Genomic DNA, 20,209 nt, shown 5'->3' with positions numbered 1-20,209 from the left:
TGGATATCACGGCGGTCGCGGGCCGCGGCGGTCAACTCGCCGAGGACTTCTCCGCCAGCAGGTACGCCAGTGGATGCGCCTCGTCGCCCGGCTCTCGCACCAGCCGGGCGACCGTCCGGAACCCGCCCTCGCCCAGTAACTCCGCTACGCGGTCCGGCGGCCAGAGGTAACTGGGCGCGACCTTGTGGTCGTGGGTCCGCACGTCGTCGCCGTCGGTGGTCTGGAACGCCAGGATCAGCTGCCCGCCGGAGGCGAGCACGCGGTGGAACTCCGCCACGATGACGGGCACCCGGACCGGCGGCGTGTGAATGACGCTGTACCACGCCACGATTCCGGCCAGCGCAGCGTCCGGCACCGCGAGATTCTCCATCGACCCGACCACGTAGCGCAGGTCCGGCCGGGCGGCGCGGGCCAGGCGGATCATCTCCGGCGACAGATCGATACCGAACACGTCGAGCCCGAGCGCGGCCAGGTGTGTGGTGATCCGGCCCGGCCCGCAGCCGAGATCGGCGACGGCGCCGGTACCCACCCGCTCGGCGAACACGCCCAGCATCGCCCGGTCGAACGGGCTCGCGGCGAGCGCGTCGTCGAACATCGACTTGTACAGCTCGGCCACCTCGTCGTAGCCGCGGCGCGTCCGCCGCACATCCTCGGGTTCCGTCACCGCCGCGAGTCTACGAATCCGGCCGGGCGGTGTCTCATAGCCGTTGTCGACCGACCGGGCGCGCTCGAACCGGCGGACCGCTCGCGGCCTGCGCGATTACGGTGTTATCGGATGCGCCGCGCTGTGCGCCCAAACCCCTTCTGCCGGAATGCGGTTCGTGGCGTTTGTCGGTGTTGCATCATGGGCGCATGGCTTCACGCGCAGAGTATTGGGACAGCTTCGTCGAGCACCTGCAAGCGGCCCCCGCTGCGCTGCCCGCCGTCACCCGCAGAGAGATATTCCGGGCGGCCGCCGGGGACGAGTCGGCCTCCGTCCCGGCCGATCTCGAGCGTTTCGTCGACACCGTGGCCCGGCACGCCTACCGCGTCACCGACAAGCAGGTGGCGGCGCTGACCGAGCACCGATCCGAGGACGAGGTGTTCGAGGCCACCGTGGTCGCCGCCGTCGGGGCCGCCGACCGCCGCCTGCGCGCAGCCCTGCGCGCGATGGGAGAATCGGCATGAGGCTCGATGTCGTGGACCGCGGCCATGATCGGCCGGGCCGGTGGACCTTGCGCGTCATGCGCGTCGTCGGCCGCACCGAGGTACCGGACGTGATCAAGGTGCTGCTGTACCGGCACCGCTACTTCAGCACTCCCTATAGCGATTACCTGCAGGATCTGATGCGCGGCCCGTCGGCGTGGAGCATCGGCGAGCGGGAACTGTTCGCCACGTTCACCTCCGCGCGCAATCAGTGCGATTTCTGCCGCGCCTGCCATCAGGTCGTCGCCGAGAGCTACCAGGATCGCGAACTGGTGGTGCGGGCGCTGGAGCGGCCCGCCGAGTCCGGTCAGCGCATCGAAGTCGTTGTGGTGCTGGACTTTCTGGCCAAGCTGGCCGACGCGCCCGACGAGGTGTCCGCGGCCGACGTGGCGCGGGTGCGCATCGCGGGCGTCACCGACGAGGCGCTCACCGAGGCGGTGCGCATCAGTGTGGCCTTCCACGCCATCAACCGCATCATGGACGCCATGGGCGGGGTGCCGCCGGAGGGGCGTGGCCTCGCCATGACGCGGTGGTTCCTGCGCCGCATGGGCTACGCCACGCCACCGACGGTGAAGTACCTGTCCAAGGCGCGGTGATACGCGGGCGAGCGCCGCAGTAGCGGGCTGTGCGGCACAATCCGGGGTATGGAGACGCTCGGCTCGCGGACGGTCTACAGCAATCGCTGGATGGAGGTGCGGGAGGACACCATTCGTCGTTCCGACGGCACCACCGGCATCTACGGCGTCGTCGATCGGCCCGATTTCGTCCTGGTGGTGCCCCGCGACGGCGAGCGCTTCCATCTGGTCGAGCAGTTCAGATATCCGGTGGGTCGGCGCTGCTGGGAGTTTCCGGCGGGCACCCTGCCCGATCGCGCGATCGGAGATCCGGACGAGCTGGCGCACCGCGAACTGCGCGAGGAGACCGGCCTGCGGGCGGCCCGGCTCACCTTTCTCGGCCCCTTGAACGCCACCCCGGCCACCCTGCGCCAGCGTGGCCGCGTCTACCTCGCCACCGAACTCACCTCCGGCGAGCCCGAACGCGAGCCGGAGGAGCAGGACATGCGCTCGGCCTGGTTCACGCGCGCCGATCTCGAGCGAATGATCCGCACCGGCGAGATCACCGACTCCGGAACGCTCGCCGCGTACTCACTGCTGCTGTTGCACGAGCGGGCGTGAATTCTGCTGCGTCGCAGCATTTCCGAGCAGCGCGGGCATTTCGGTTGCGCGGCGGCGCGGTGTATCAGGCGGCGAAAGCCGGGATGCCGTGCGGTTTGGCGCGGGCGAGCACGCGGGCCGGTCCGGTGCCGAGCCGGACGGTGAGCGGGAAACCGCTGCCGCTGCGCGCCATCGGCTCGAAGGCTATGTGCGCGAACGCCGCGTCCGGTCCGGTCGTGGCGGCCAACCGGTCGAGTTCCGCGGCGGCCTTCGCCCACTGGTCCTGCGGAACGTATTGCCGCATCACCGAATGCCACACCACCGTGAGCGTGCCCGGCGCCGGCTCGATACCGCCCAGGAACTCCGCCGCGCCCACGGCGTCGACCTCGGCCGGAACCCGTTGTGCCACGAGCAGCGCGCCGTCCAGCCGGGCCGCGCGCTCGGGCTGGTCCGGCCAGACGTAGGACCGCAGCGACAGCGCGTCGGCGGGGGAGAGCGGGTTCAGCGGCGTCGGATCGCAACCGCGCCGCTCGACCACCTCGATGCGCGGATGGCGTCGCACGGCGTCGGTCAGCCAGCCGGGTATCCGGCCGTCCCACGCAGCACCCAGTGACACCGGCGAATCCGCCGGTCCCCAGCCGAAATCGCCTCTGTGCCAGCGGAAGTGGTCGGCCCGCAGATTCAGTCCCGCGCTGCTGCCCAGCTCCAGCAGCCGCACCGGCAGCGGCGTCGCGGCGACGGCGGCCAGCAGACCGGCCAGCAGCGGCACCGCACGACCCACCTCGTTGGTCTGCGGCGGCCGCGACATCCAGTCCCGGATCCACTCCGGGTGGGCGTCGACGACCTCGCGGAAGGCCCGCCAGGCCCCGCCGTTCGCGGCGTCGCGGGCATCCGCTCCCGCGGCACTGGGGTAGTAGGCCGCCAGGTCGGGCGCCTGCCCGGTCAGCACCAGCCCGTGTACGGCCCCCAGGAACCGCAGCGGTGCCGCCGCGGCCATGGGCATGTCCGCGTAGTCGGCGAGTACCCGGGCGCATCCGCCGCCTCGCGCGAGATCGTCGGCGATCTCGCCCAGCAACGCGGCGTACAACGGTGAGCCGAGCTTCTCGCAGGCCCTCGCCTGAAGCTCGAACTGCGGCACGAGAGACATGTGTGCACTGTGCCACCCGCGGATCCGGCCCGCGCGACCGGTCAGGAATCGAGAAGCGCCGGTCGGTGCGCGGCGCCTAGCGTTATCGGCATGAACATCACCACTGATCAGGCCGCTGTCGACGCCATCATCCTGGAGGCGGCCGACCCCGCCGCCGCCACCGCCTTCTACACCGCCGCGTTCGGCCTCGGCGACAGGTTGCGCGTGCGGGCTTCCGACGCGCCGTCGTCCGGGTTCCGGGGTTTCGTGCTGTCGCTGGTGGTTTCGCAGCCGAGCACCGTCGACAGCTTCGTCGGCTCCGCGCTGGACGCGGGCGCGACGGTCGTGAAGCCCGCCAAGAAGAGCTTCTGGGGTTACGGCGCCGTCGTCCAGGCTCCGGACGGGACACTGTTCAAGATCGCGACGTCGTCGAAGAAGGACACCGGCCCGGCCACGCGGGAGGTGGACGAATTCGTGCTGCTCCTCGGGGTCGACAACGTGAAGGCGACCAAGCAGTTCTACCTCGACAACGGCCTTGCCGTGGCGAAGAGCTTCGGCAGCAAGTACGTCGAGTTCGACACGGCGGGTTCCGCGGTCAAGCTGGCGCTCTACGGGCGGCGCGCCGCCGCCAAGGACGCGGGGGTCTCCCCGGAGGGCACGGGGTCGCACCGTCTCGCCATCGCGGGCGGTCTCGGCGCGTTGGTCGATCCGGACGGTTTCGCGTGGGAGCCCGCCGCCTGAGCGGCTCGTATCATGGCGACATGCCCGTCGAGCCGGTTCACGTCGCGGGAACCGTGCTGGATGTCGCGGTTCCCGCGTGGTCGGACCGTCTGGCGGGGTCAGCATGGCCGGGTTCCGCGGCCGGGCGAGTGATCGTGCCGAACTTCCGGTGGTGCCGTACCCGGCCCTGACGATTTTCCTCGACCTCGGCGACGCGTCGTTCATCGACGCCTCCGGCGGCGCTCGGCAGCACGGCAGTGCCGTGGTCGGTCTGCATCCCGTCGGCATGCGCGGCAGCGGGCAAGTCATCGATCTGCTGCAGGTGCGGCTCTCGCCCGTGGTGGCGCACGAAATACTCGGCGTGCCAGGCGATCTCGGCGATACGGTGGTGCCGCTCGCGGACGTGTGGGGCCGCGACGCCGCCCGAATCCAGGACCGGATGCACGCCACCGCGTCGTGGGACGAGCGGTTCGCGCTCGCGAAGTCCGTACTCGCCCGGCGTGCCGCGGCCGGTCGCGCGGTCGACCCCGAGGTCGCCTTCGCCTGGCAGCGAATTTCCCTGAGCCAGGGGCGGATTCGAGTCGAGGGCCTGGCCGCCGAGGCGGGCTGGAGCCGCAAACGCCTGTGGTCCCGCTTCCGTTCCCAGATCGGCCTGACGCCCAAACGAGCCGCCCGGCTGATCCGCTTCGACCACGCCGCCCACCGCCTCGCCGCCGGCCACACCCCGGCCGCGGTAGCCGCCGCCGGCGGCTACACCGACCAATCCCACCTCCACCGAGAGGTCATGGCCTTCGCCCACCTGACCCCCGCGGCCCTACCCACCGCCCCCTGGCTGGCAGTGGACCCGGTCGCCTGGGCCACCCCGGAGTACGCCCCACGCCGTTGACCCGGGCGCGACTCGCCCTGCGGTCGAGAACACGCGCAACCCACCTGCGGTCGTGGATTCGTGCCGCCGGGAACATTTCTCCAAGACGGTGGGTGGTGGGGTCGGTGATGCTGGCGGGCATGTGTGGAGTTCGCGTGGGCGTGGCGTGGTGCCGGTCGGCGCGGGGGCGATCGAGGAGGATTCATGAACGACGCGATCGGCGCGGGGCGGATGCCACGACGCATCGGGCTGGTGTATCGCCTGCAGAAGGAGCCGGACTGGCTGACCATGACGGCCGAGGAATTGGTCACCTTCCGGGACGCGGCGAACCGCAAGGCGGGATCGCGGCTGTTCCGGGTGGTCACCGGATTACCCGAGCGCGGTGTCACGATCCGGTGGGAGGACGTGACGTTGCCCGATCGCGTCCTCCCGGTGCGGGTGTACCGGCCACGGCGCGGCGGCCCGGGCGCGCTGCCGCTCGTCCTGCATGTGCACGGTGGTGGTTTCGTGGGCACGGCCGCCCAATGTGACTGGGCCAACAGCCATTTCGCCGCCCGCCTGCCCGCGGTCGTCGTATCGGTCGAACACCGCCTGCTGGCCCCGGGCATCCCGCTGACGGCGGTCGTCGACGACGGCTGGGACGTGCTGCGGCACCTCGTGCGAAACGCCGCGGACCACGGCATCGACCCGGCCCGGGTAGCGCTCGCCGGTGAGAGCACCGGCGGGCTGGTCAGCGCGCTGGTCGCGGTGCGCGCCAAGGCGGCCGCCCTGCCCGTGCGGGCCCAGGTCCTGGTCAATCCCGCCGCCGATGTGACCGAGACGATGCTGGACTATCCCTCGTTCGAAAAGCACGGGGACTGCCCGACTCTCACGGTCGACAAGATGCGCCTGTTCCACCGCTTGGCCGTCCCGCCCGGCGCCGACGCGCGCGCCGTATCCCCGCTCTACGCCGACGACCTAGGCGCCCTGCCGCCGGCGCTCGTGGTCGTACCCACCCTGGACCCGATCGCCGACCAGGGCCGCCGCTACGCCGAACGGCTGCTCGAGTCGGGCACCCCTGCCCGCCTCGCCGAATACCCCGGCGCGCCGCATGCCTTCCTCGCCCTCCCGGGCCTGGTGCCACAGGCCAAGCCCGCCCGCGCCGAAATCCTCGCCTTCCTCCGAGAACACCTCACCGGCGCCCGCCCCGCCGCGACCGTGCCCGGCACTGCCTCGCACCACGGCGACCGGAGCAGTACCACGCCGTAATCCGGTCGGGCGAGCTACCGCAGTCGCCGAAACCGCGAGAATCCTTGCCGGATACGGGCGATCGATCTACCCGGACCGGGCGACAGCACCGGCTCGCCGACCGGGTACGACGAGGCCACGCTCGCGCTGTGTGCACCTGCTGCTCGCCGAGCGGCCGGCCATTCGCGACGCGGCCGTCGTCGGCACGATTTCGGCGGCCGTGGCATTCCGGTACGCGAGCCGATTCCCGTCATCGCGGAGCTGTTGCGCTTTCTGTCCAGCTGAGCGCGGCTTGCCCTATAAGTACGTACGGCCGTATGCTTTGCGGGCCGATATACGGCGCGTACAAGAAGGGACGCCGGATGGATGACGTAGTGGCCGAGACGACGGCGGCCGGACCAACGGCACGGCGGCCGGGCCGTGATCATTCGACCGCGATCGTGTGGATCCTGTGTTCGGCCGCCTTCATGGCGATGCTGGACGTGTTCGTCGTGAACGTGGCGTTCACCGCGATCGGCGAGTCCTACCGCGGTGCCTCACTGGCGGAGCTGAGCTGGGTCCTCAACGGATACGCGATCGTCTATGCGGCACTGCTGATTCCGGCCGGGCGGCTCGCGGACCGCTGGGGACGCAGGACCGGATTCCTGGCCGGGCTCGCCCTCTTCACACTGGCGAGCCTGGCCTGCGCGGTCGCGCCGACGCTGTGGGCGCTGGTGGCGTTCCGGGTGCTGCAGGCGGTCGGCGCGGCGGCGCTCACTCCCACCAGCCTGGGGCTGCTGCTCACGGTGCTACCGCCGGTGCGGGTGCCGGGCGCGGTAAAAGTCTGGGCCACAACGAGTTCCTTCGCCGCGGCGTTCGGGCCCGTGGTCGGCGGCGCACTGGTGGAGCTGTCCTGGCGCTGGGTGTTCCTGATCAATCTGCCGGTCGGACTGGTCGCCGGAATCGCCGCGTCGCGCCTCGTCCCCGACCTGCGCCCGCAGGTGTCGGCACGGGTGCCCGATCTGCTCGGCGCCGCGCTGCTGATCGTGGCGATCGGGGCGTTGTCGCTGGGCCTGGTGCAGAGCGGCGAATGGTCGTGGACCAGCGCCGCGACGCTCGGCGCGCTGGCCGTCGCCGGGGTGAGCCTGGGCCTGTTCGTGCTGCGCCTGCTGCGACATCCGGATCCGGTGGTGTCCGCGGACCTGTTCCGCGTGCCGACGTTCGTGTGGGCCAACGTGACCGTGCTGGCCTTCTGCACCGCCTTCGGGGCATGGTTCCTCAGCATCGCCATGTGGCTGGAGAACGGGGCCCGGTTCAGCGCCGTCGAGGCCGGGCTGGCCATCGTCCCGGGGCCGATCATGGTGCCGCTCTTCGCCGCCGTCGGCCAGCGGCTGATCCGGCGTATGCCGGTGGGAGTCGTTGTCGCCGTTGGGAATCTGCTGTTCGCCGGGGGAGTGCTCCTGGTGGCGAGCAGCGCCGCCATGCCCGTGCGGTACGCCACCGAGGTGCTGCCCGGGTGGATGCTCTCCGGCGTCGGCATCGGTCTCGCGCTGCCCAGCATGATCGCCTCCGCCGCCGTCGATCTACCGCCGGACCGGTCGGCGACCGGCAGTGCGGTGGTGAACACGGCCCGCCAGCTCGGCTATGTCCTGGGCGTCGCCGTGCTGGTCGCCCTCGTCGGCTCGCTCGCCGCCGACCGGATGCCGACCGCCTTCCGGCACGGCTGGTGGTTCATCGCCCTCGCCGCCGCCGTCAGCGCGCTCACGGCATTCGGTATCACCCCCCGGAAGGACTCGGGCAAATGACCACGCACTTCCCGGCGGCGACCGAAGCGACCGACCCGTACTGCCTGCCGCCCCTGACCTCCGCTGCCTTGCTGTTCGACGCCCCGTGGCGCCGGTTCGGCGTGGTCGGCGACAGCCTGTCGGCCGGTATCGGCGACCCCACCCCCGGCTACGCCGACCAGGGCTGGGCCGATCGGGTGGCGAATATTCTGCGGCGGGTGCGTCCGGACCTGCGCTACCTCAACACCGCGGAGAACGGCGTCACCACCGCCCGGACCGTGGCGGGCCAATTCGACCGGATGCGCGCATTCGCCCCCGACCTGCTGCACCTGCCGAGCGGGCCGAACGACATCGTGCGGCGCGACCCCGACTTCGACGCGATCGAGAAGGCGATGCGGCGCATGTACGACCTCGCGGCCGACACCGGCGCCCTGCTGACGACCTTCACCCTCGGCCGCGCGTACGTCGTCCCGGCCTTCCCGGACTGGCCCGACCGCATCCGCACCATGAACGCCATGACCCGCCGCCTCGCCACCGAATACGGGGCCGTCGTCGTCGACATGTGGGACCACCCCGTCAACGACCGGGCAAATCTGGTGAGCGCCGACCAAATCCACTTCTCCACGTCCGGCCAAGCGGTGATGGCCACCGAATTCGTTCGTCGCCTGTCCTATCATCTGACGAGTCACTCGTGACCGCGGTAGGTGCGGGTCAACGCGGCGACCACCTCGCCCATATATGTCCGCAGCGCGGGCGGGTCCACGACCTCGGCCTCCGCGCCCAGACGCAGCAGCAGTCCCGCGGTGTGCTCGAGGCTCTCCAGCGGAATCCGCACCACAGACCACCCGTCCGGTTCGATGCGGGCGGTGTCGCGCGCGGCACGCACCAGATCCGCGTCGAGCAGGTGGTCGAGGCGATCCAGCACGTAGGCCGACATCCGCACGGTGGCCGTGCCCTGGCGGCGGCGGGCGTCGAACTCGTCGAGATAGTTCCGCCAGTACCGCGCCAGGTCGAAATCGGCGGGGCGTTCGAAGATGTCGTCCAGAATCTGCAGCGAGATGATCTGCGACACCCGATAGGTGCGAGTGCCCGCTCCGGCCGCGCCCACCAGATACCAGTGGCCGGACTTGAGGACCAGGCCGTACGGATCGACCGTGCGCCGCACGTACCGCGGATCGGCCCAGCGCCGGTATTCGATGCGCAGGCGGCGACGGGTCCATACCGCCCGCACCACGTCGGCCAGGTGCGCGAGGCCCTCCGGGCGGCTGTACCACTCGTCGGTATCGAGGTGGAAGCGCTGCGTAATGCGCCCGGCCGAGGCGCGCACCGACTCCGGCAGTGCGGCCAGCAGCTTGCGCTGAGCGGTGTTCAGTTCCGCGCCCAGCCCCAGATCAGCTGCCGGACCGGGCAATCCGGACAGCAACAGGGCCTCGGCCTCCGCGGCGGTCATCCCGGTCAGGCGCGTCTGGTAGCCGTCCAGCAACCGGTAGCCGCCGTCGTGGCCGGGATCGCCGTACAACGGGATGCCCGAGGCGCTCAGTGAATCCATGTCGCGATAGACCGTCCGAACCGACACCTCCAACTCCCGGGCCAGCTGACCCGCCGTCATCCGGCCGCGCGCCTGCAACAACAGCACGATGGACAGCAACCTGCTCGCACGCACCGCCTCAGTCTGGCAACCGCCACCGACAGCCTGCGCGAAAACCGCGCGCCTTCACTGACAGCACCTGTCAGTGACCCGCTTCTACCGTGTGGTCCGACCGAACCGACAACGGAGGAACGAATGATCGCGGCAACCGAAACGTTCGACGGCACCTGGCCTTTCCCCCCTTGCTTCACCGAATCGGCCGGATTCCGGCAGCACTACGTCGATATCGGCCCCCGCGACGGTGCACCGATCGTGCTCTTGCACGGCGAACCGACCTGGGGATACCTCTGGCGGCATCTCATGGGCCCGCTGTCGGCCACCCACCGCGTGGTCGTGCCCGACCACATGGGGTTCGGCAAGAGCGCCACCCCCGCCGGGCGCGGCTACCTGGCCGAGGAGCACATCGACAACCTCACCGCGCTGCTGGCCGACGATCTCGGCCTCACCGACATCACCCTGGTCATGCACGACTGGGGCGGGCCCATCGGCACCGGATTCGCCCTGCGCCACCCGGACCGCGTGGCGCGCCTGTTCGCCACCAATACCGTTGTGCCGCTGGGCCTTCCAGGATATGATGAGCTGTTCGCCGCCAACCTCGCCGAGAGCGCCTGGTTCCGCTGGGCCGTGTCCGCCCAGGCGTCCGGCACCCTGGAACAGATCCTCGGCAATGCCGGATCGACCGTCTGCCACCTCATGCTCGCGCTGCAGACGATCGCCCGGCCGGAGATCATCACCCCCACATGGGTTCGCGCCTACGCCGCGCATTTCGGCACCCGCGCCGACTGCCAGGGTGTGCTCCGCTTCCCTCAGCAACTGGTCGCCCCCGACCCCGCGACCGTACCGGCCGAACCGAATCCCGAGGCCGTTGCCGCACTGCGCGCGAAACCAGCGATCCTCGTCGAGGGCATGCGCGATACCGCGCTACTGCCGCGCCACATGGTCCCCGCCTTCCGGCTCGCCTATCCCGACGCTCCCGTCATCGAACTCCCGCACGCCGGCCACTTCACCCCCGAGGACGCACCGGGGGAACTTCTGACCGCGTTGGAACTGTTTCTGCACACCACCTGACGGCGGCGATGTCGACATCGGGACGTGGGCTCCGACGTTTCGGGTAAGGATGGGTCATCCGGGCGCATCCTCGATCGCGAAGGAGCCGTGATGAAGTACGTGATCCTGATTCACTCCAATCCGCAGCCCTGGGGGCATCCGACGAGTGACTACCTGCCCGAGTACCGGGCGATGTCGCAGGCGGAGCGCGACCGGGTGAACTCCGACTTCGAGAAGTTGCTCGGTGAGCTGCAGGAGAAAGGGGAGTTGGTGACGGGCGAGGCTCTCGGCGCGCCCGAGTCGTCCCGGCTGTATCGGTGGGGCGATGGGAAACCACTGGTGACCGATGGTCCGTATTCGGAGGCCAAGGAGCATCTGGCGGGGTTCTTCCTGATCGATGTGGAGAACCGGGTCCGCGCCGAGGAGATCGCGGTGCGATTCGCCGGACCGGGCGAAACCGTCGAACTGCGGCCCGCGATGTGGCCGGGCGGCGACGACCAATGAGCACCCGGGTGGTGGAGGACGTGTGGCGGCGGGAGTCGCCGCACGTCCTCGCCGCTCTGCTGCGCAGGCACGGCGACCTCGGTGACTGCGAGGACGCCGCCCAGGAGGCGGCCGAAGCCGCGACGACGCAGTGGCCTCGCGACGGCGTCCCCGCCAATCCGCGCGGGTGGCTGATCACCGTGGCGTCGCGGCGATTGATCGACCGGCTGCGGGCCGACCGCGCGCGGGCCGGGCGGGAGGAGGCCGTGGCCGCCGTGGAACTCGGTGACTCGCGCCTCGCACCGCCCGCGGACCAGGCGGTGGGCGACGACGAAGACATGCTGCGCATGTTCGTGCTGTGCTGCCATCCGAGCCTGAGTCGCTCCTCGCAGGTCGCGCTGACCCTGCACGCCGTCGCCGGTCTCGGCACCGCGCAGATCGCCGCCGCCTACCTCGTTCCCGAACGCACCATGACGCAACGGCTGACCCGCGCCCGCGCCACCCTGCGGTCGGCCGGTGCGGTGTTCGAACTGCCGGACCGAGCCGATCTGCCCGCGCGCATCGCCTCCGTACTCGACGTATGCCATCTGCTGTTCACCGAGGGCCACACGCGGTCGGCCGGTGGCGCGCTGATGGATTGGAACCTGACCGATGAAGCGATCCGGCTCACCCGCCAATTGCATTGCGCGATACCCGATCACGACGAGGTCGCCGGGGCACTGGCCCTCATGCTGCTCACCCGTTCCCGCGCGGCGACCCGCACCCGCGACGGCGACCTGGTCCCGCTCGGCGAACAGGACCGCAACCGCTGGGACCGCGATCTGATCGCCGAGGGTGTCGCGATCCTGGAGCGGGTGCTGCCCCGTGGCCACGTCGGCCGCTTCCAGCTGCAGGCGGCCATCGCCGCCGTGCACGCGGAAGCACCCACCTGGGAGAGCACCGACTGGCGCCAGATCAGCATCCTCTACGCCATGCTCGACCGAGTCGCCCCCAGCCCGATCGTGACCCTCAACCGAGCCGTCGCCCTGGGCATGTCCGTCGGCCCACAGCAAGGCCTGGACCTCATCGCCCCGCTGCTCGGCAACCCGTCGATGCGCCGCCACCACCGCACCCACGCCGTGCGCGCCCACCTGCTGGAAATGCTGGGTGACCACCCCGCCGCCATCGAAAGCTACCGCCGAGCCGCCCAACTCACCGCAAGCCGCCCCGAACAGCGCTACCTCAACACCCGCCTCCGCCGCCTGACCGATTCCTCGGGATCGGACGAGTGTGGTCAGGAGTTCTCGTCGGTGCGGGAGCCGTTCAGGACGGCGTCCAGCAATCCCGGGTAGCGGGCGTCGAGGTCGGTGCGGCGGAGTTCGAGCAGATACTCCCGACCGGAGGGGGTCTGCCGGATGACGCCGCTCTCCCGTAGTACCCGCCAGTGGTGCGTCATGGTCGATTTGGCCGTCACACCGAGGACATTCAGCACACTGGTGCAGTTGTACTCGCCTCCGGCGTCGAGAACGCGGACCGCGCCGAGGCGGATCGGATTGCCCAGCGCCGAGAGCACGTTCTCGACGCGCAGCTGCGCACGGCTCGGATGACTCAAGACCATAGTTCGATAGTACCGGAATTATCGAACTATGGTCTTGACAGATCGTACGTAATCCTTAGTACATTCATACCGTACGAACTTTCTCGTACGATCAGCGACACGGGCTCGCTGTCATACCCCTGCGCACTCGAAAGGCGTGCTCTCACATGCCATCTACCTCCACCTCACCCACCGGACGACGACTGGGACTGACGCTGGCGCTGCTGGCATTCGCCCAGCTGATCTACGCCCTCGACCTCAACATCGTCTTCGTCGCCCTGCCGGAAATCGGCAAGGACCTGGGCTTTCCCGGTCAGACGCAGCAATTGGTGGTGAGCGTCTACGTGGTCTTCGCGGGCGGGTTCCTGCTGCTGGGCGGGCGGGCGGCGGATCTGCTCGGCCGCCGTCGCATGTTCGTGCTCGCGCTGCTGTTGTACGGAATCTCCTCGCTCGCAGGCGCGATGGCGACCGGCCCGGCCGTCATCATCGCCGCCCGCGCCGTGCAGGGCATCGGTGGTGCGCTACTGCTTCCCGCGACGCTCGCACTCATCAATACGCAGTTCGAGGAGGGCTCGAAACGCAATCGCGCACTGGCCGTATGGGGCGGCGCGGGCGCCAGCGGCCTCACCATCGGAGCGCTGCTCGGCGGCATCCTCACCGAGCAGTTCGGCTGGCCCGCGGTATTTTTCGTGAACGTCCCGCTGGCGGCGATCGTCGTGGTGGGCGCGCTGCTGGTCATCCCCCGCGATCCGGTGGCCACACAGCGCCGCTCCTTCGATCTGCCCGGTGCGTTCAGTGTCACCGCGGGCTCGACGATTCTGGTCTTCGCGCTGGTGGAGGGGCCGGAACTGGGTTGGGCCAGTCCGGTTGTCGGCGGCGCGTTCCCCGCGGCGGTGCTGCTGCTGGCGGCCTTCGCCGTCATCGAGGCCCGAACCGCCGATCCCCTCATGCCTTTCCGGCTCTTCCGCAATCGCAGCCTCACCGTGGGCATGGTCGTCACCTTTCTCTACATGGCGACTTTCGGTGTGCTGCCGTACTTCCTGACGGTGCTGCTCCAGAGCGTGCACGGCTACAGCGCGCTCCAGACCGGCCTGGCCTTCCTGGTGCCCTCCCTGGCCATCGCCACCGGCACTCAGCTCGGTGAACGGCTCGCCACCCGCATCGGCAATCGCGCCACCCTCCTGATCGGATTCGCCCTCGGTGCCGCCGGAACCGTCGTTCTGGCACTGGGTTTCGGCGCGGCGTCCGGCTACGGCATCCTCATCCCGGGCCTGGTGGTCTCCGGTATCGGCCAGGGCATCGTCTGGACCGCCATGTGGATCACCGCCGCCACCGGTACCGCCGCGCACGAGCAGGGCGTGGCCAACGGCGTCGCCTCCACCGCGCTCAATATCGGAAATGCCATCGGCCTGGCGGTATTCACGGTGGTCGCCGATCTGGGCATCGACGGCAAGTCCGGCCCCGACCTGCTCGCCGCCATGGCCGACGGTGAGCGGCTGGTGGTGTTGCTGACCGCCGCGGGCATGATCGCCGGCCTGCTCATCAGCCTGGCACTGCGAGCGGGGATCACGGCAACGCCGGATACCGCCGTGCCGGACGAGGAACCGGAAGCCGTAGGGACTCAGAACTCGTGACGCCTCGCCCGGGCGACTAACTCGCCGCACCGGGCCGGGCGCCGGCGAAGAACAGGGAAAGCGCCGCGTCCGCCGGATCGCGATGGCTCGGTGCCGGATCGTGATGGCTCGGTGGTGTGTCGCTCATGGCGATGGCGTACACGGTCCACAGCAGCGTATCGACGAGCCAATCAGCGGGTAGGTCGGCGCGCAGCCCACCGCGGCGCTGCTCGGCGCGCACCAGATCGATGAGCGGGCGTTTCCACCTGGTCCAGCGGCGGGCGATCTGCCGATCGAAATAGTCTTGGTGGCTGGAGAGCAATTGCAACAGCCGCACCCGGCCGAAACTTTCCCGAACGACGATGCACAGGATGTGTTCGACCGAGCCCGCCCGGTCGAACGCATCGCGCATCAGCTGCTCCGTCTCGTCCAGCACGCGGACATGCACAGCCTGGCGCAGTGTGTCCCGGTCTCTGAAGTGCCGGTACAGCGTGCCGCGCGCGATCCCGGCCGTCGTCGCGACGTCGTCCATCCTCGGGTCCGGATTCGCGGGGGTGACCAGCTGTCGATAGGCCTCGATGATCCGTTCGCGGTTGCCCGCTGCGTCCACGCGCACGCATCGAGGCTAGCGGCCCCTGCGCTTCGTCCGCTCAGGAAGTGAGACATATGTGCCTCATTTTCTTCTTATCGTGGCGGACAGCCGGGCACGCCCGCACGGCGCGTACGCAAGGGAACGGAGTCATCATGTCGGCCACAGTGCAGCAACTCGCCGCGGGAATCGGTTCGATCGATCCGGAAGAAGTCGACCGATTGCTCGGCGACCGGCGCGCCCTGCCCGCCGCCTTCTACCACGACCCGGCGCTGTTCCGGCTGGAACAGCGGCTGCTGCTCGGCCGCGCCTGGCAGGCCGTCGCAACACTGGGCGAGCTGCGCGACCCGGGCGACTATCTGACAACCGAGGTCGCGGCCGTACCGGTGGTGGTGCTGCGCGCCCGGGACGACACGCTGCGGGCGTTCGTCAATGTGTGCAGGCACCGAGCCAATGTGGTCGCCACGGGCAGTGGCAACTGCCGCAGCCTGCACTGCGCCTACCACGGCTGGACCTATTCGCTGGACGGCTCGCTGAAAGGGATACCGCATCGCACCCAGGGCGATCTGCCGCCCGCGGACACGTTGGGCCTGCGGCCGATTGCGGTGGACACTTTCGGCGGTATCGTCTTCGTCTGCCTCGAACCGCAGGAGTCGCTGCTCGACCAACTCGGCGATATGCCCCAGATGATGCGGCGAGCCGGTTACGACTTCCCCTTCGCCGACCCCGGCAGCAACCTGACCCGGATACCGGCCGACGCCCAAAGCCATACCGTGGTCCGTGCGAACTGGAAGCTCGTCATGGACAACGCCAATGAGTGCTACCACTGCCCGACGATCCACCCACACACGATCTGCGCGGTCACCGGTGCCGATTTCGACTACGAACTCAACCCGACGGGAAAATTCGGAATGGTCGTCGGCCAATACCTCTCGGAGCAGTGGCAGGCCGAATTCCCCGACGGCAAGGCCGGTAGCCGGTACGGATACGCCCAGTACACCCTCTGGCCCAACACGCTCATAGTCAGCGGGTACGTCGGCGAGCGCATCCTTCGCCTCGAACCCACCGGTCCCGGTACCACCCGGGCCGTCGGCAGCGCGTACCTGCGGCCCGAGCTGCCCACCGAGCCGGTCACGGAAATGAACGGCCTACTGTTCGGCCGGGGAGTCGCCGAGGATATCGAGGTCATGGAACAGGTGCAGCGGGGTCTCGAGTCCGGCTACTACGAGCCCGGCCCACTCATGAGCGGCCCCGAAGGGGTCATCCACGCCTTCCAACGACAAGTATGGAACACACTGCGGCCGGCGTTCCTCGGGAACTAGCTAACCCCGCGCCATATCGACAAAACGGCTGAGGTGCAGCTGGTGTGCCACGGTGATGGTGGCGGTGGGCCCGTTTCGATGCTTGCCGAGGATCAGGTCCGCCTCACCACCTCGTGGATCGTCCCGTTCGAAGGCGTCGGGGCGGTGCAGCAGGATGACCATGTCCGCATCTTGTTCCAGGCTGCCCGACTCGCGCAGGTCGGAGACCATGGGGCGCTTGTCGGTTCGTTGTTCGGGGCCGCGGTTCAGCTGGGAGATCGCTACGACGGGGACCTCGAGTTCCTTGGCCAGGAGTTTGAGGCTCCGGGAGAATTCGGAGACTTCCTGCTGGCGCGACTCGACCTTCTTGCCGGATGTCATCAGCTGGAGGTAGTCGACCACGACCAGGCGTAAATCGTGGCGCTGCTTGAGCCGCCGCGCCTTGGCGCGGATCTCCATCATGGTCATATTCGGCGAATCGTCCACGAACAGCGGCGCCTCGCTGATCTCACTCATCCTGCGCGCCAACCGGGTCCAGTCGTCGTCACTCATCCGCCCGGAACGCATATCCCCGAGCTTGATTCGCGCCTCCGCCGACAACAACCGCATGACGATCTCGGTCCGGCTCATCTCCAGCGAGAAGATCACACTCGCCAGCCCGTGCTTCACCGAAGCACTCCGCATGAAATCCATTCCCAGCGTGGATTTTCCGACGCCGGGGCGGGCGGCGACGATGATCATCTGGCCGGGGTGGAGACCGTTGGTCACCTCGTCGAGTTCGGTGAAGCCGGTGGGGACACCGAGGGACATGCCGCCGCGGCTGGCGATGGAGTCGATCTCGTCCATCGTGGGCTGGAGCAGTTCCTCCAGCGGCATGTAGTCCTCGCTGGAGCGGCGTTCGGTAACCTCGTAGATCTCGGCCTGGGCGCGGTCCACCACCTCGGCGACGTCCTGGCCGTCGGAACCGGCGTAGCCGTACTGGACGATGCGGGTGCCCGCCTCCACCAGGCGGCGCAGAATCGCCTTCTCCGCCACGATCTCGGCGTAGTAGGAGGCGTTGGCGGCGGTGGGGACGGTCTGGGTGAGGGTGACCAGATAGGGCGCGCCGCCGATGCGCTTGAGTTCGCCGCGGCGGTCCAGCGAGGCGGCCACGGTGACCGGGTCGGCGGGCTCGCCACGGCCGTACAGGTCGAGAATCGCATCGTAGACGGCCTGGTGGGCGGGACGGTAGAAATCGCCGGGGCGCACCACCTCGACCACGTCGGCGATGGCGTCCTTGGACAACAGCATGCCGCCGAGCACCGACTGCTCGGCCGCCATGTCGTGGGGTGGCTGCCGGCCGAAATCCTCCCCTGGCGAGTCGGAGTACTCCGAGTGCCCGCGATCATCGACGACTGCCACCCGACTCGACCGTCCTCTCTCATCACGCTCGCGGCACCGAGAGTATCGAGCCCTCTTTCTACGCCCGGGCACCGACACGTTCGGATTGCCGCACCGCGACTCCGCCGGGGTCGCCGCAGTTCGCAAAGGCGACTCAGCAAACCGATGGGGCGTGCCGCACGGCTCGCGAAATCGCGGCGTCCGGGCGTGGGATCACGACACCGGGAAGAACCTAAGGGACCGAACTGTGGACTACCAAACCGACCTGTGCACCCACCTGTGGACAAACTGGGGACTGTTCACCCGCTGTTGTGCAGGCCATGTGTATTACCTGGGGAAAATGCGCGCGATGATCCGATATCTCCCAGGTAGCAACGGTTTGGATCGCCTGTGCACTTGTGGATCAACGGTGCATCGGCGTGTCGGTCGAGATGAACGGCCGGGCGTGTTGGGTTAACAGTGATCTATCCGGTTATGGCGTGGATCACATTGCGAATGGTCGGTTTGCGGAGTTTTCCCCAAACCATCCCGAACTGGGGTTAAAGCGATACGGAATATGTGCCGACCGTACCCCGCCGGGCGCGCCTCGAGAATGGCTAACAAATAGCAACCAGTATCCGCGCGCAGCGGAAGACCACCTCCGCACCGATCGGGCGCGGAGGTGGTCTCACACGGTGACGCTATTACTCGGCGGCGTCGACCAGCAGGTCGAACTTGGCCGCGACATCCGGGTGCAGGTGCACCACGACACCGTGCTTGCCGGTGCTCTTGATGTGGGCCTTCGGCAGCTCGATGCTGCGCTTGTCCACGACCGGGCCGCCGGCGGCCTTGATGGCCCCCGCGACGTCGGACGGGGTGACCGAGCCGAACAGCTTGCCGGTGCCGGCGGTCTTCACCGACAGCTTCACCGACTGCAGGCCCTCGATGGCCTGCTTCAGCTCGTTGGCGTGGTCGAGATCGCGCACGCGGCGGGCGTCCTGCGCCCGGCGGATGCCCTCGACCTGCTTCTGCGCACCACGGGTGGCCGGGATGGCCAGGCCGCGGGGCAGCAGGAAGTTGCGGCCGTAACCGTCCTTGACCTCCACGGTGTCGCCGGGCGCACCGAGGTTGTCCACATCGGCAGTCAGAATCAGCTTCATCGTCGTGTGCCTCCCTCTCAGCGAGCCGTGGACACGTACGGCAGCAGCGCCACCTCGCGGCTGTTCTTCACCGCGACGGCGACATCGCGCTGGTGCTGCACGCAGTTGCCGGTGACGCGGCGGGCCCGGATCTTGCCGCGATCGCTCACGAACTTCCGCAGCATTGCCGTGTCCTTGTAATCGATCTGGACGGTGCCGCTCTTCGCTTCCTTGCAGAAGGCACACGCCTTCTTCTTCAGCACCTTTTCGCGCGCCGGTGCTTTGGCCATTGTTTTCTACTCCGTCATGCCTGGGAGCCCGTGGGCCCCGATGAAAGCCGTTCTAGAACGGCGGTTCGTCGTCCATTGCGCCGCCTCCGAAGGAGCCGGCCGCGGGAGCGCTGCCCCACGGGTCGTCGCCGGCGGCGCCTTGCTGCTGCCCGCCGCGACCGCCACCGTTGGCGCCGCTGTTGTAGCCCCCGCCACCGCCGGAGCCGCCACCGAAGCCGCCGCCACCACCACCGCGCGAGGTCTTGTTGACCTTCGCGGTCGCGTAGCGCAGGGAGGGACCGATCTCGTCGACCTCGAGCTCGACGACCGTGCGCTTCTCGCCCTCGCGGGTTTCGAAGGAGCGCTGCTTGAGCCGTCCGCTCACGATCACGCGCGAGCCCCGGGTCAGGCTCTCGGCGACATTCTCCGCGGCCTCACGCCAGATGTTGCAGCGCAGGAAAAGCGCCTCGCCGTCTTTCCACTCGTTGGTATTACGGTCGAACACGCGGGGAGTCGATGCCACGGTGAAATTGGCTACCGCGGCGCCCGCGGGCGTGAATCGAAGTTCCGGGTCGGCCGTCAAATTTCCGATGACGGTGATGACCGTGTCGCCAGCCATGGTTCCTCCTGCTCTTCGGTGCAGTCCGCCGTGCACTCGTCTGTTGCGCTAGAGCCTAGAGACAGGCACCGACGACCACGAGCGCGGTTCGCTCTGCGAGCGGGGTTACTTCTTGTTGTTGCGCAGCACCTTGGTGCGCAACACCGTTTCGTTCAGCCCCAGCTGGCGATCGAGCTCGCTCACCGTGTCGGGCTCGGCGGTGAGATCGACGACCGCGTAGATGCCTTCGCTCTGCTTGGCGATCTCGTAGGCGAGCCGGCGGCGGCCCCAGATGTCGACCTTGTCGACCTTGCCACCCTGCTGCGAGATCACACTGAGCATCTTGTCCAGGTTCGGACCGACGGTGCGCTCGTCCAGACTGGGATCGAGAATGACCATCACTTCGTATTGACGCACGGGAACCCATCACCTCCTGTGGACTAAGGACGGCCCACGGACGTTCCGTGGGCAGGAGGGTCGTCGCGTCAGCAACCCGCCAAGGCTACATGAGCTGGTGTGCACCGGCGAAATCGATCTCGGTCCGAAA

The 20,209-nt window shown here is 68.9% G+C and carries 23 protein-coding genes; 13 read left to right on the top strand and 10 right to left on the bottom strand.

Translation table 11 applies throughout. The features are described 5' to 3' along the window. Positions 1–31 precede the first annotated feature (31 nt). Positions 32–664, bottom strand: coding sequence for a class I SAM-dependent methyltransferase (locus NWFMUON74_RS34670; RefSeq protein ID WP_232110748.1), 633 nt, complete (start codon positions 662–664; stop codon positions 32–34). A 188-nt stretch (positions 665–852) separates the two neighbouring features. Here NWFMUON74_RS34670 and NWFMUON74_RS34665 point away from each other — a divergent pair, with 188 nt between their 5' ends. Genes NWFMUON74_RS34665 through NWFMUON74_RS34655 form a run of 3 tightly spaced genes read left to right on the top strand, consistent with a single transcriptional unit; the run spans position 853 to position 2,360 of the window. Next, a complete protein-coding gene (locus tag NWFMUON74_RS34665; RefSeq protein WP_187685889.1) occupies positions 853–1,167 on the top strand; it encodes a hypothetical protein in 315 nt (104 codons plus the stop codon). After that, complete coding sequence (locus tag NWFMUON74_RS34660) at positions 1,164–1,781, top strand: carboxymuconolactone decarboxylase family protein (RefSeq protein WP_187685888.1); 618 nt, start codon at positions 1,164–1,166, stop codon at positions 1,779–1,781. The genes NWFMUON74_RS34665 and NWFMUON74_RS34660 overlap by 4 nt, the downstream gene beginning before the upstream one ends. Before the next feature lie 48 nt (positions 1,782–1,829). After that, positions 1,830–2,360: an NUDIX domain-containing protein gene (locus NWFMUON74_RS34655; protein ID WP_187685887.1), complete on the top strand. Its 531-nt coding sequence runs from the start codon at positions 1,830–1,832 to the stop codon at positions 2,358–2,360. 64 nt (positions 2,361–2,424) lie between these two features. On the opposite strand, the gene NWFMUON74_RS34650 is transcribed toward NWFMUON74_RS34655, so the two are convergent. Beyond that, a complete protein-coding gene (locus tag NWFMUON74_RS34650; RefSeq protein ID WP_187685886.1) occupies positions 2,425–3,486 on the bottom strand; it encodes a DUF2332 domain-containing protein in 1,062 nt (353 codons plus the stop codon). Between the two features lie 90 nt (positions 3,487–3,576). On the opposite strand from NWFMUON74_RS34650, the gene NWFMUON74_RS34645 reads away from it, so the two are divergent. From NWFMUON74_RS34645 to NWFMUON74_RS34625, 5 genes are all read left to right on the top strand, one after another. After that, entirely contained in the window at positions 3,577–4,206 is a 630-nt protein-coding gene (locus NWFMUON74_RS34645) for a VOC family protein (protein WP_187685885.1), read from the top strand. Positions 4,207–4,282: 76 nt separating this feature from the next. After that, on the top strand, positions 4,283–5,071 hold the full coding sequence (locus NWFMUON74_RS34640) for an AraC family transcriptional regulator (RefSeq protein ID WP_232110747.1): 789 nt from the start codon (positions 4,283–4,285) through the stop codon (positions 5,069–5,071). Positions 5,072–5,254: 183 nt separating this feature from the next. Continuing rightward, on the top strand, positions 5,255–6,298 hold the full coding sequence (locus NWFMUON74_RS34635; RefSeq protein ID WP_187685884.1) for an alpha/beta hydrolase: 1,044 nt from the start codon (positions 5,255–5,257) through the stop codon (positions 6,296–6,298). 341 nt (positions 6,299–6,639) lie between these two features. Then, complete coding sequence (locus tag NWFMUON74_RS34630) at positions 6,640–8,061, top strand: MFS transporter (RefSeq protein WP_187685883.1); 1,422 nt, start codon at positions 6,640–6,642, stop codon at positions 8,059–8,061. Next, on the top strand, positions 8,058–8,735 hold the full coding sequence (locus NWFMUON74_RS34625) for an SGNH/GDSL hydrolase family protein (RefSeq protein ID WP_187685882.1): 678 nt from the start codon (positions 8,058–8,060) through the stop codon (positions 8,733–8,735). The genes NWFMUON74_RS34630 and NWFMUON74_RS34625 overlap by 4 nt, the downstream gene beginning before the upstream one ends. Here NWFMUON74_RS34625 and NWFMUON74_RS34620 read toward each other — a convergent pair. Then, positions 8,726–9,703, bottom strand: coding sequence for a helix-turn-helix transcriptional regulator (locus NWFMUON74_RS34620; RefSeq protein WP_187685881.1), 978 nt, complete (start codon positions 9,701–9,703; stop codon positions 8,726–8,728). The genes NWFMUON74_RS34625 and NWFMUON74_RS34620 overlap by 10 nt on opposite strands. Before the next feature lie 120 nt (positions 9,704–9,823). On the opposite strand from NWFMUON74_RS34620, the gene NWFMUON74_RS34615 reads away from it, so the two are divergent. The 3 genes from NWFMUON74_RS34615 to NWFMUON74_RS34605 all read left to right on the top strand — a co-directional run bounded on the left by NWFMUON74_RS34615 (position 9,824) and on the right by NWFMUON74_RS34605 (position 12,549). Further along, positions 9,824–10,756 carry an alpha/beta fold hydrolase gene (locus NWFMUON74_RS34615; protein WP_187685880.1) on the top strand — a complete coding sequence of 311 codons (933 nt, stop codon included), beginning with the start codon at positions 9,824–9,826 and terminating at the stop codon, positions 10,754–10,756. Between the two features lie 90 nt (positions 10,757–10,846). After that, positions 10,847–11,239 (top strand): YciI family protein, encoded by a 393-nt coding sequence (locus NWFMUON74_RS34610; RefSeq protein WP_187685879.1) that lies wholly within the window; start codon positions 10,847–10,849, stop codon positions 11,237–11,239. Then, on the top strand, positions 11,236–12,549 hold the full coding sequence (locus NWFMUON74_RS34605; protein WP_187685878.1) for an RNA polymerase sigma factor: 1,314 nt from the start codon (positions 11,236–11,238) through the stop codon (positions 12,547–12,549). The genes NWFMUON74_RS34610 and NWFMUON74_RS34605 overlap by 4 nt, the downstream gene beginning before the upstream one ends. Here the strand turns inward: NWFMUON74_RS34605 and NWFMUON74_RS34600 are convergent. Next, positions 12,492–12,815: an ArsR/SmtB family transcription factor gene (locus NWFMUON74_RS34600; protein ID WP_187685877.1), complete on the bottom strand. Its 324-nt coding sequence runs from the start codon at positions 12,813–12,815 to the stop codon at positions 12,492–12,494. The two genes, NWFMUON74_RS34605 and NWFMUON74_RS34600, sit on opposite strands and share 58 nt — an antisense overlap. Positions 12,816–12,961: 146 nt before the next feature. Between NWFMUON74_RS34600 and NWFMUON74_RS34595 the strand changes: the two genes are divergently transcribed. Beyond that, complete coding sequence (locus NWFMUON74_RS34595; RefSeq protein ID WP_187685876.1) at positions 12,962–14,428, top strand: MFS transporter; 1,467 nt, start codon at positions 12,962–12,964, stop codon at positions 14,426–14,428. Between the two features lie 16 nt (positions 14,429–14,444). Here NWFMUON74_RS34595 and NWFMUON74_RS34590 read toward each other — a convergent pair whose 3' ends face one another. Beyond that, the gene (locus NWFMUON74_RS34590; protein WP_187685875.1) at positions 14,445–14,939 is read right to left on the bottom strand and encodes a TetR/AcrR family transcriptional regulator; all 495 of its coding nucleotides are present in this window, start codon (positions 14,937–14,939) and stop codon (positions 14,445–14,447) included. Between the two features lie 212 nt (positions 14,940–15,151). Here NWFMUON74_RS34590 and NWFMUON74_RS34585 point away from each other — a divergent pair, with 212 nt between their 5' ends. Continuing rightward, a complete protein-coding gene (locus NWFMUON74_RS34585) occupies positions 15,152–16,318 on the top strand; it encodes an aromatic ring-hydroxylating oxygenase subunit alpha (RefSeq protein WP_187685874.1) in 1,167 nt (388 codons plus the stop codon). Here the strand turns inward: NWFMUON74_RS34585 and dnaB are convergent, their stop codons facing one another. The 5 genes from dnaB to rpsF form a co-directional block, all read right to left on the bottom strand. Continuing rightward, positions 16,319–17,698, bottom strand: a complete 1,380-nt coding sequence (gene dnaB / locus NWFMUON74_RS34580; protein WP_187685873.1) for a replicative DNA helicase — start codon at positions 17,696–17,698, stop codon at positions 16,319–16,321. Positions 17,699–18,360: 662 nt separating this feature from the next. Continuing rightward, complete coding sequence (rplI, locus tag NWFMUON74_RS34575) at positions 18,361–18,816, bottom strand: 50S ribosomal protein L9 (protein ID WP_187685872.1); 456 nt, start codon at positions 18,814–18,816, stop codon at positions 18,361–18,363. A 17-nt stretch (positions 18,817–18,833) separates the two neighbouring features. Continuing rightward, positions 18,834–19,085: a 30S ribosomal protein S18 gene (gene rpsR / locus NWFMUON74_RS34570; protein WP_187685871.1), complete on the bottom strand. Its 252-nt coding sequence runs from the start codon at positions 19,083–19,085 to the stop codon at positions 18,834–18,836. A 52-nt stretch (positions 19,086–19,137) separates the two neighbouring features. After that, complete coding sequence (locus tag NWFMUON74_RS34565; RefSeq protein WP_187685870.1) at positions 19,138–19,683, bottom strand: single-stranded DNA-binding protein; 546 nt, start codon at positions 19,681–19,683, stop codon at positions 19,138–19,140. Between the two features lie 105 nt (positions 19,684–19,788). Beyond that, positions 19,789–20,079 carry a 30S ribosomal protein S6 gene (rpsF, locus tag NWFMUON74_RS34560; protein ID WP_187685869.1) on the bottom strand — a complete coding sequence of 97 codons (291 nt, stop codon included), beginning with the start codon at positions 20,077–20,079 and terminating at the stop codon, positions 19,789–19,791. Positions 20,080–20,209 lie beyond the last annotated feature (130 nt).

It is taken from the genome of Nocardia wallacei, assembly GCF_014466955.1.
In the GTDB taxonomy this organism is placed as follows: domain Bacteria; phylum Actinomycetota; class Actinomycetes; order Mycobacteriales; family Mycobacteriaceae; genus Nocardia; species Nocardia wallacei.
Note: the sequence above shows the minus strand (reverse complement) of the source record. Positions and strands in the feature narration are given on the sequence as shown.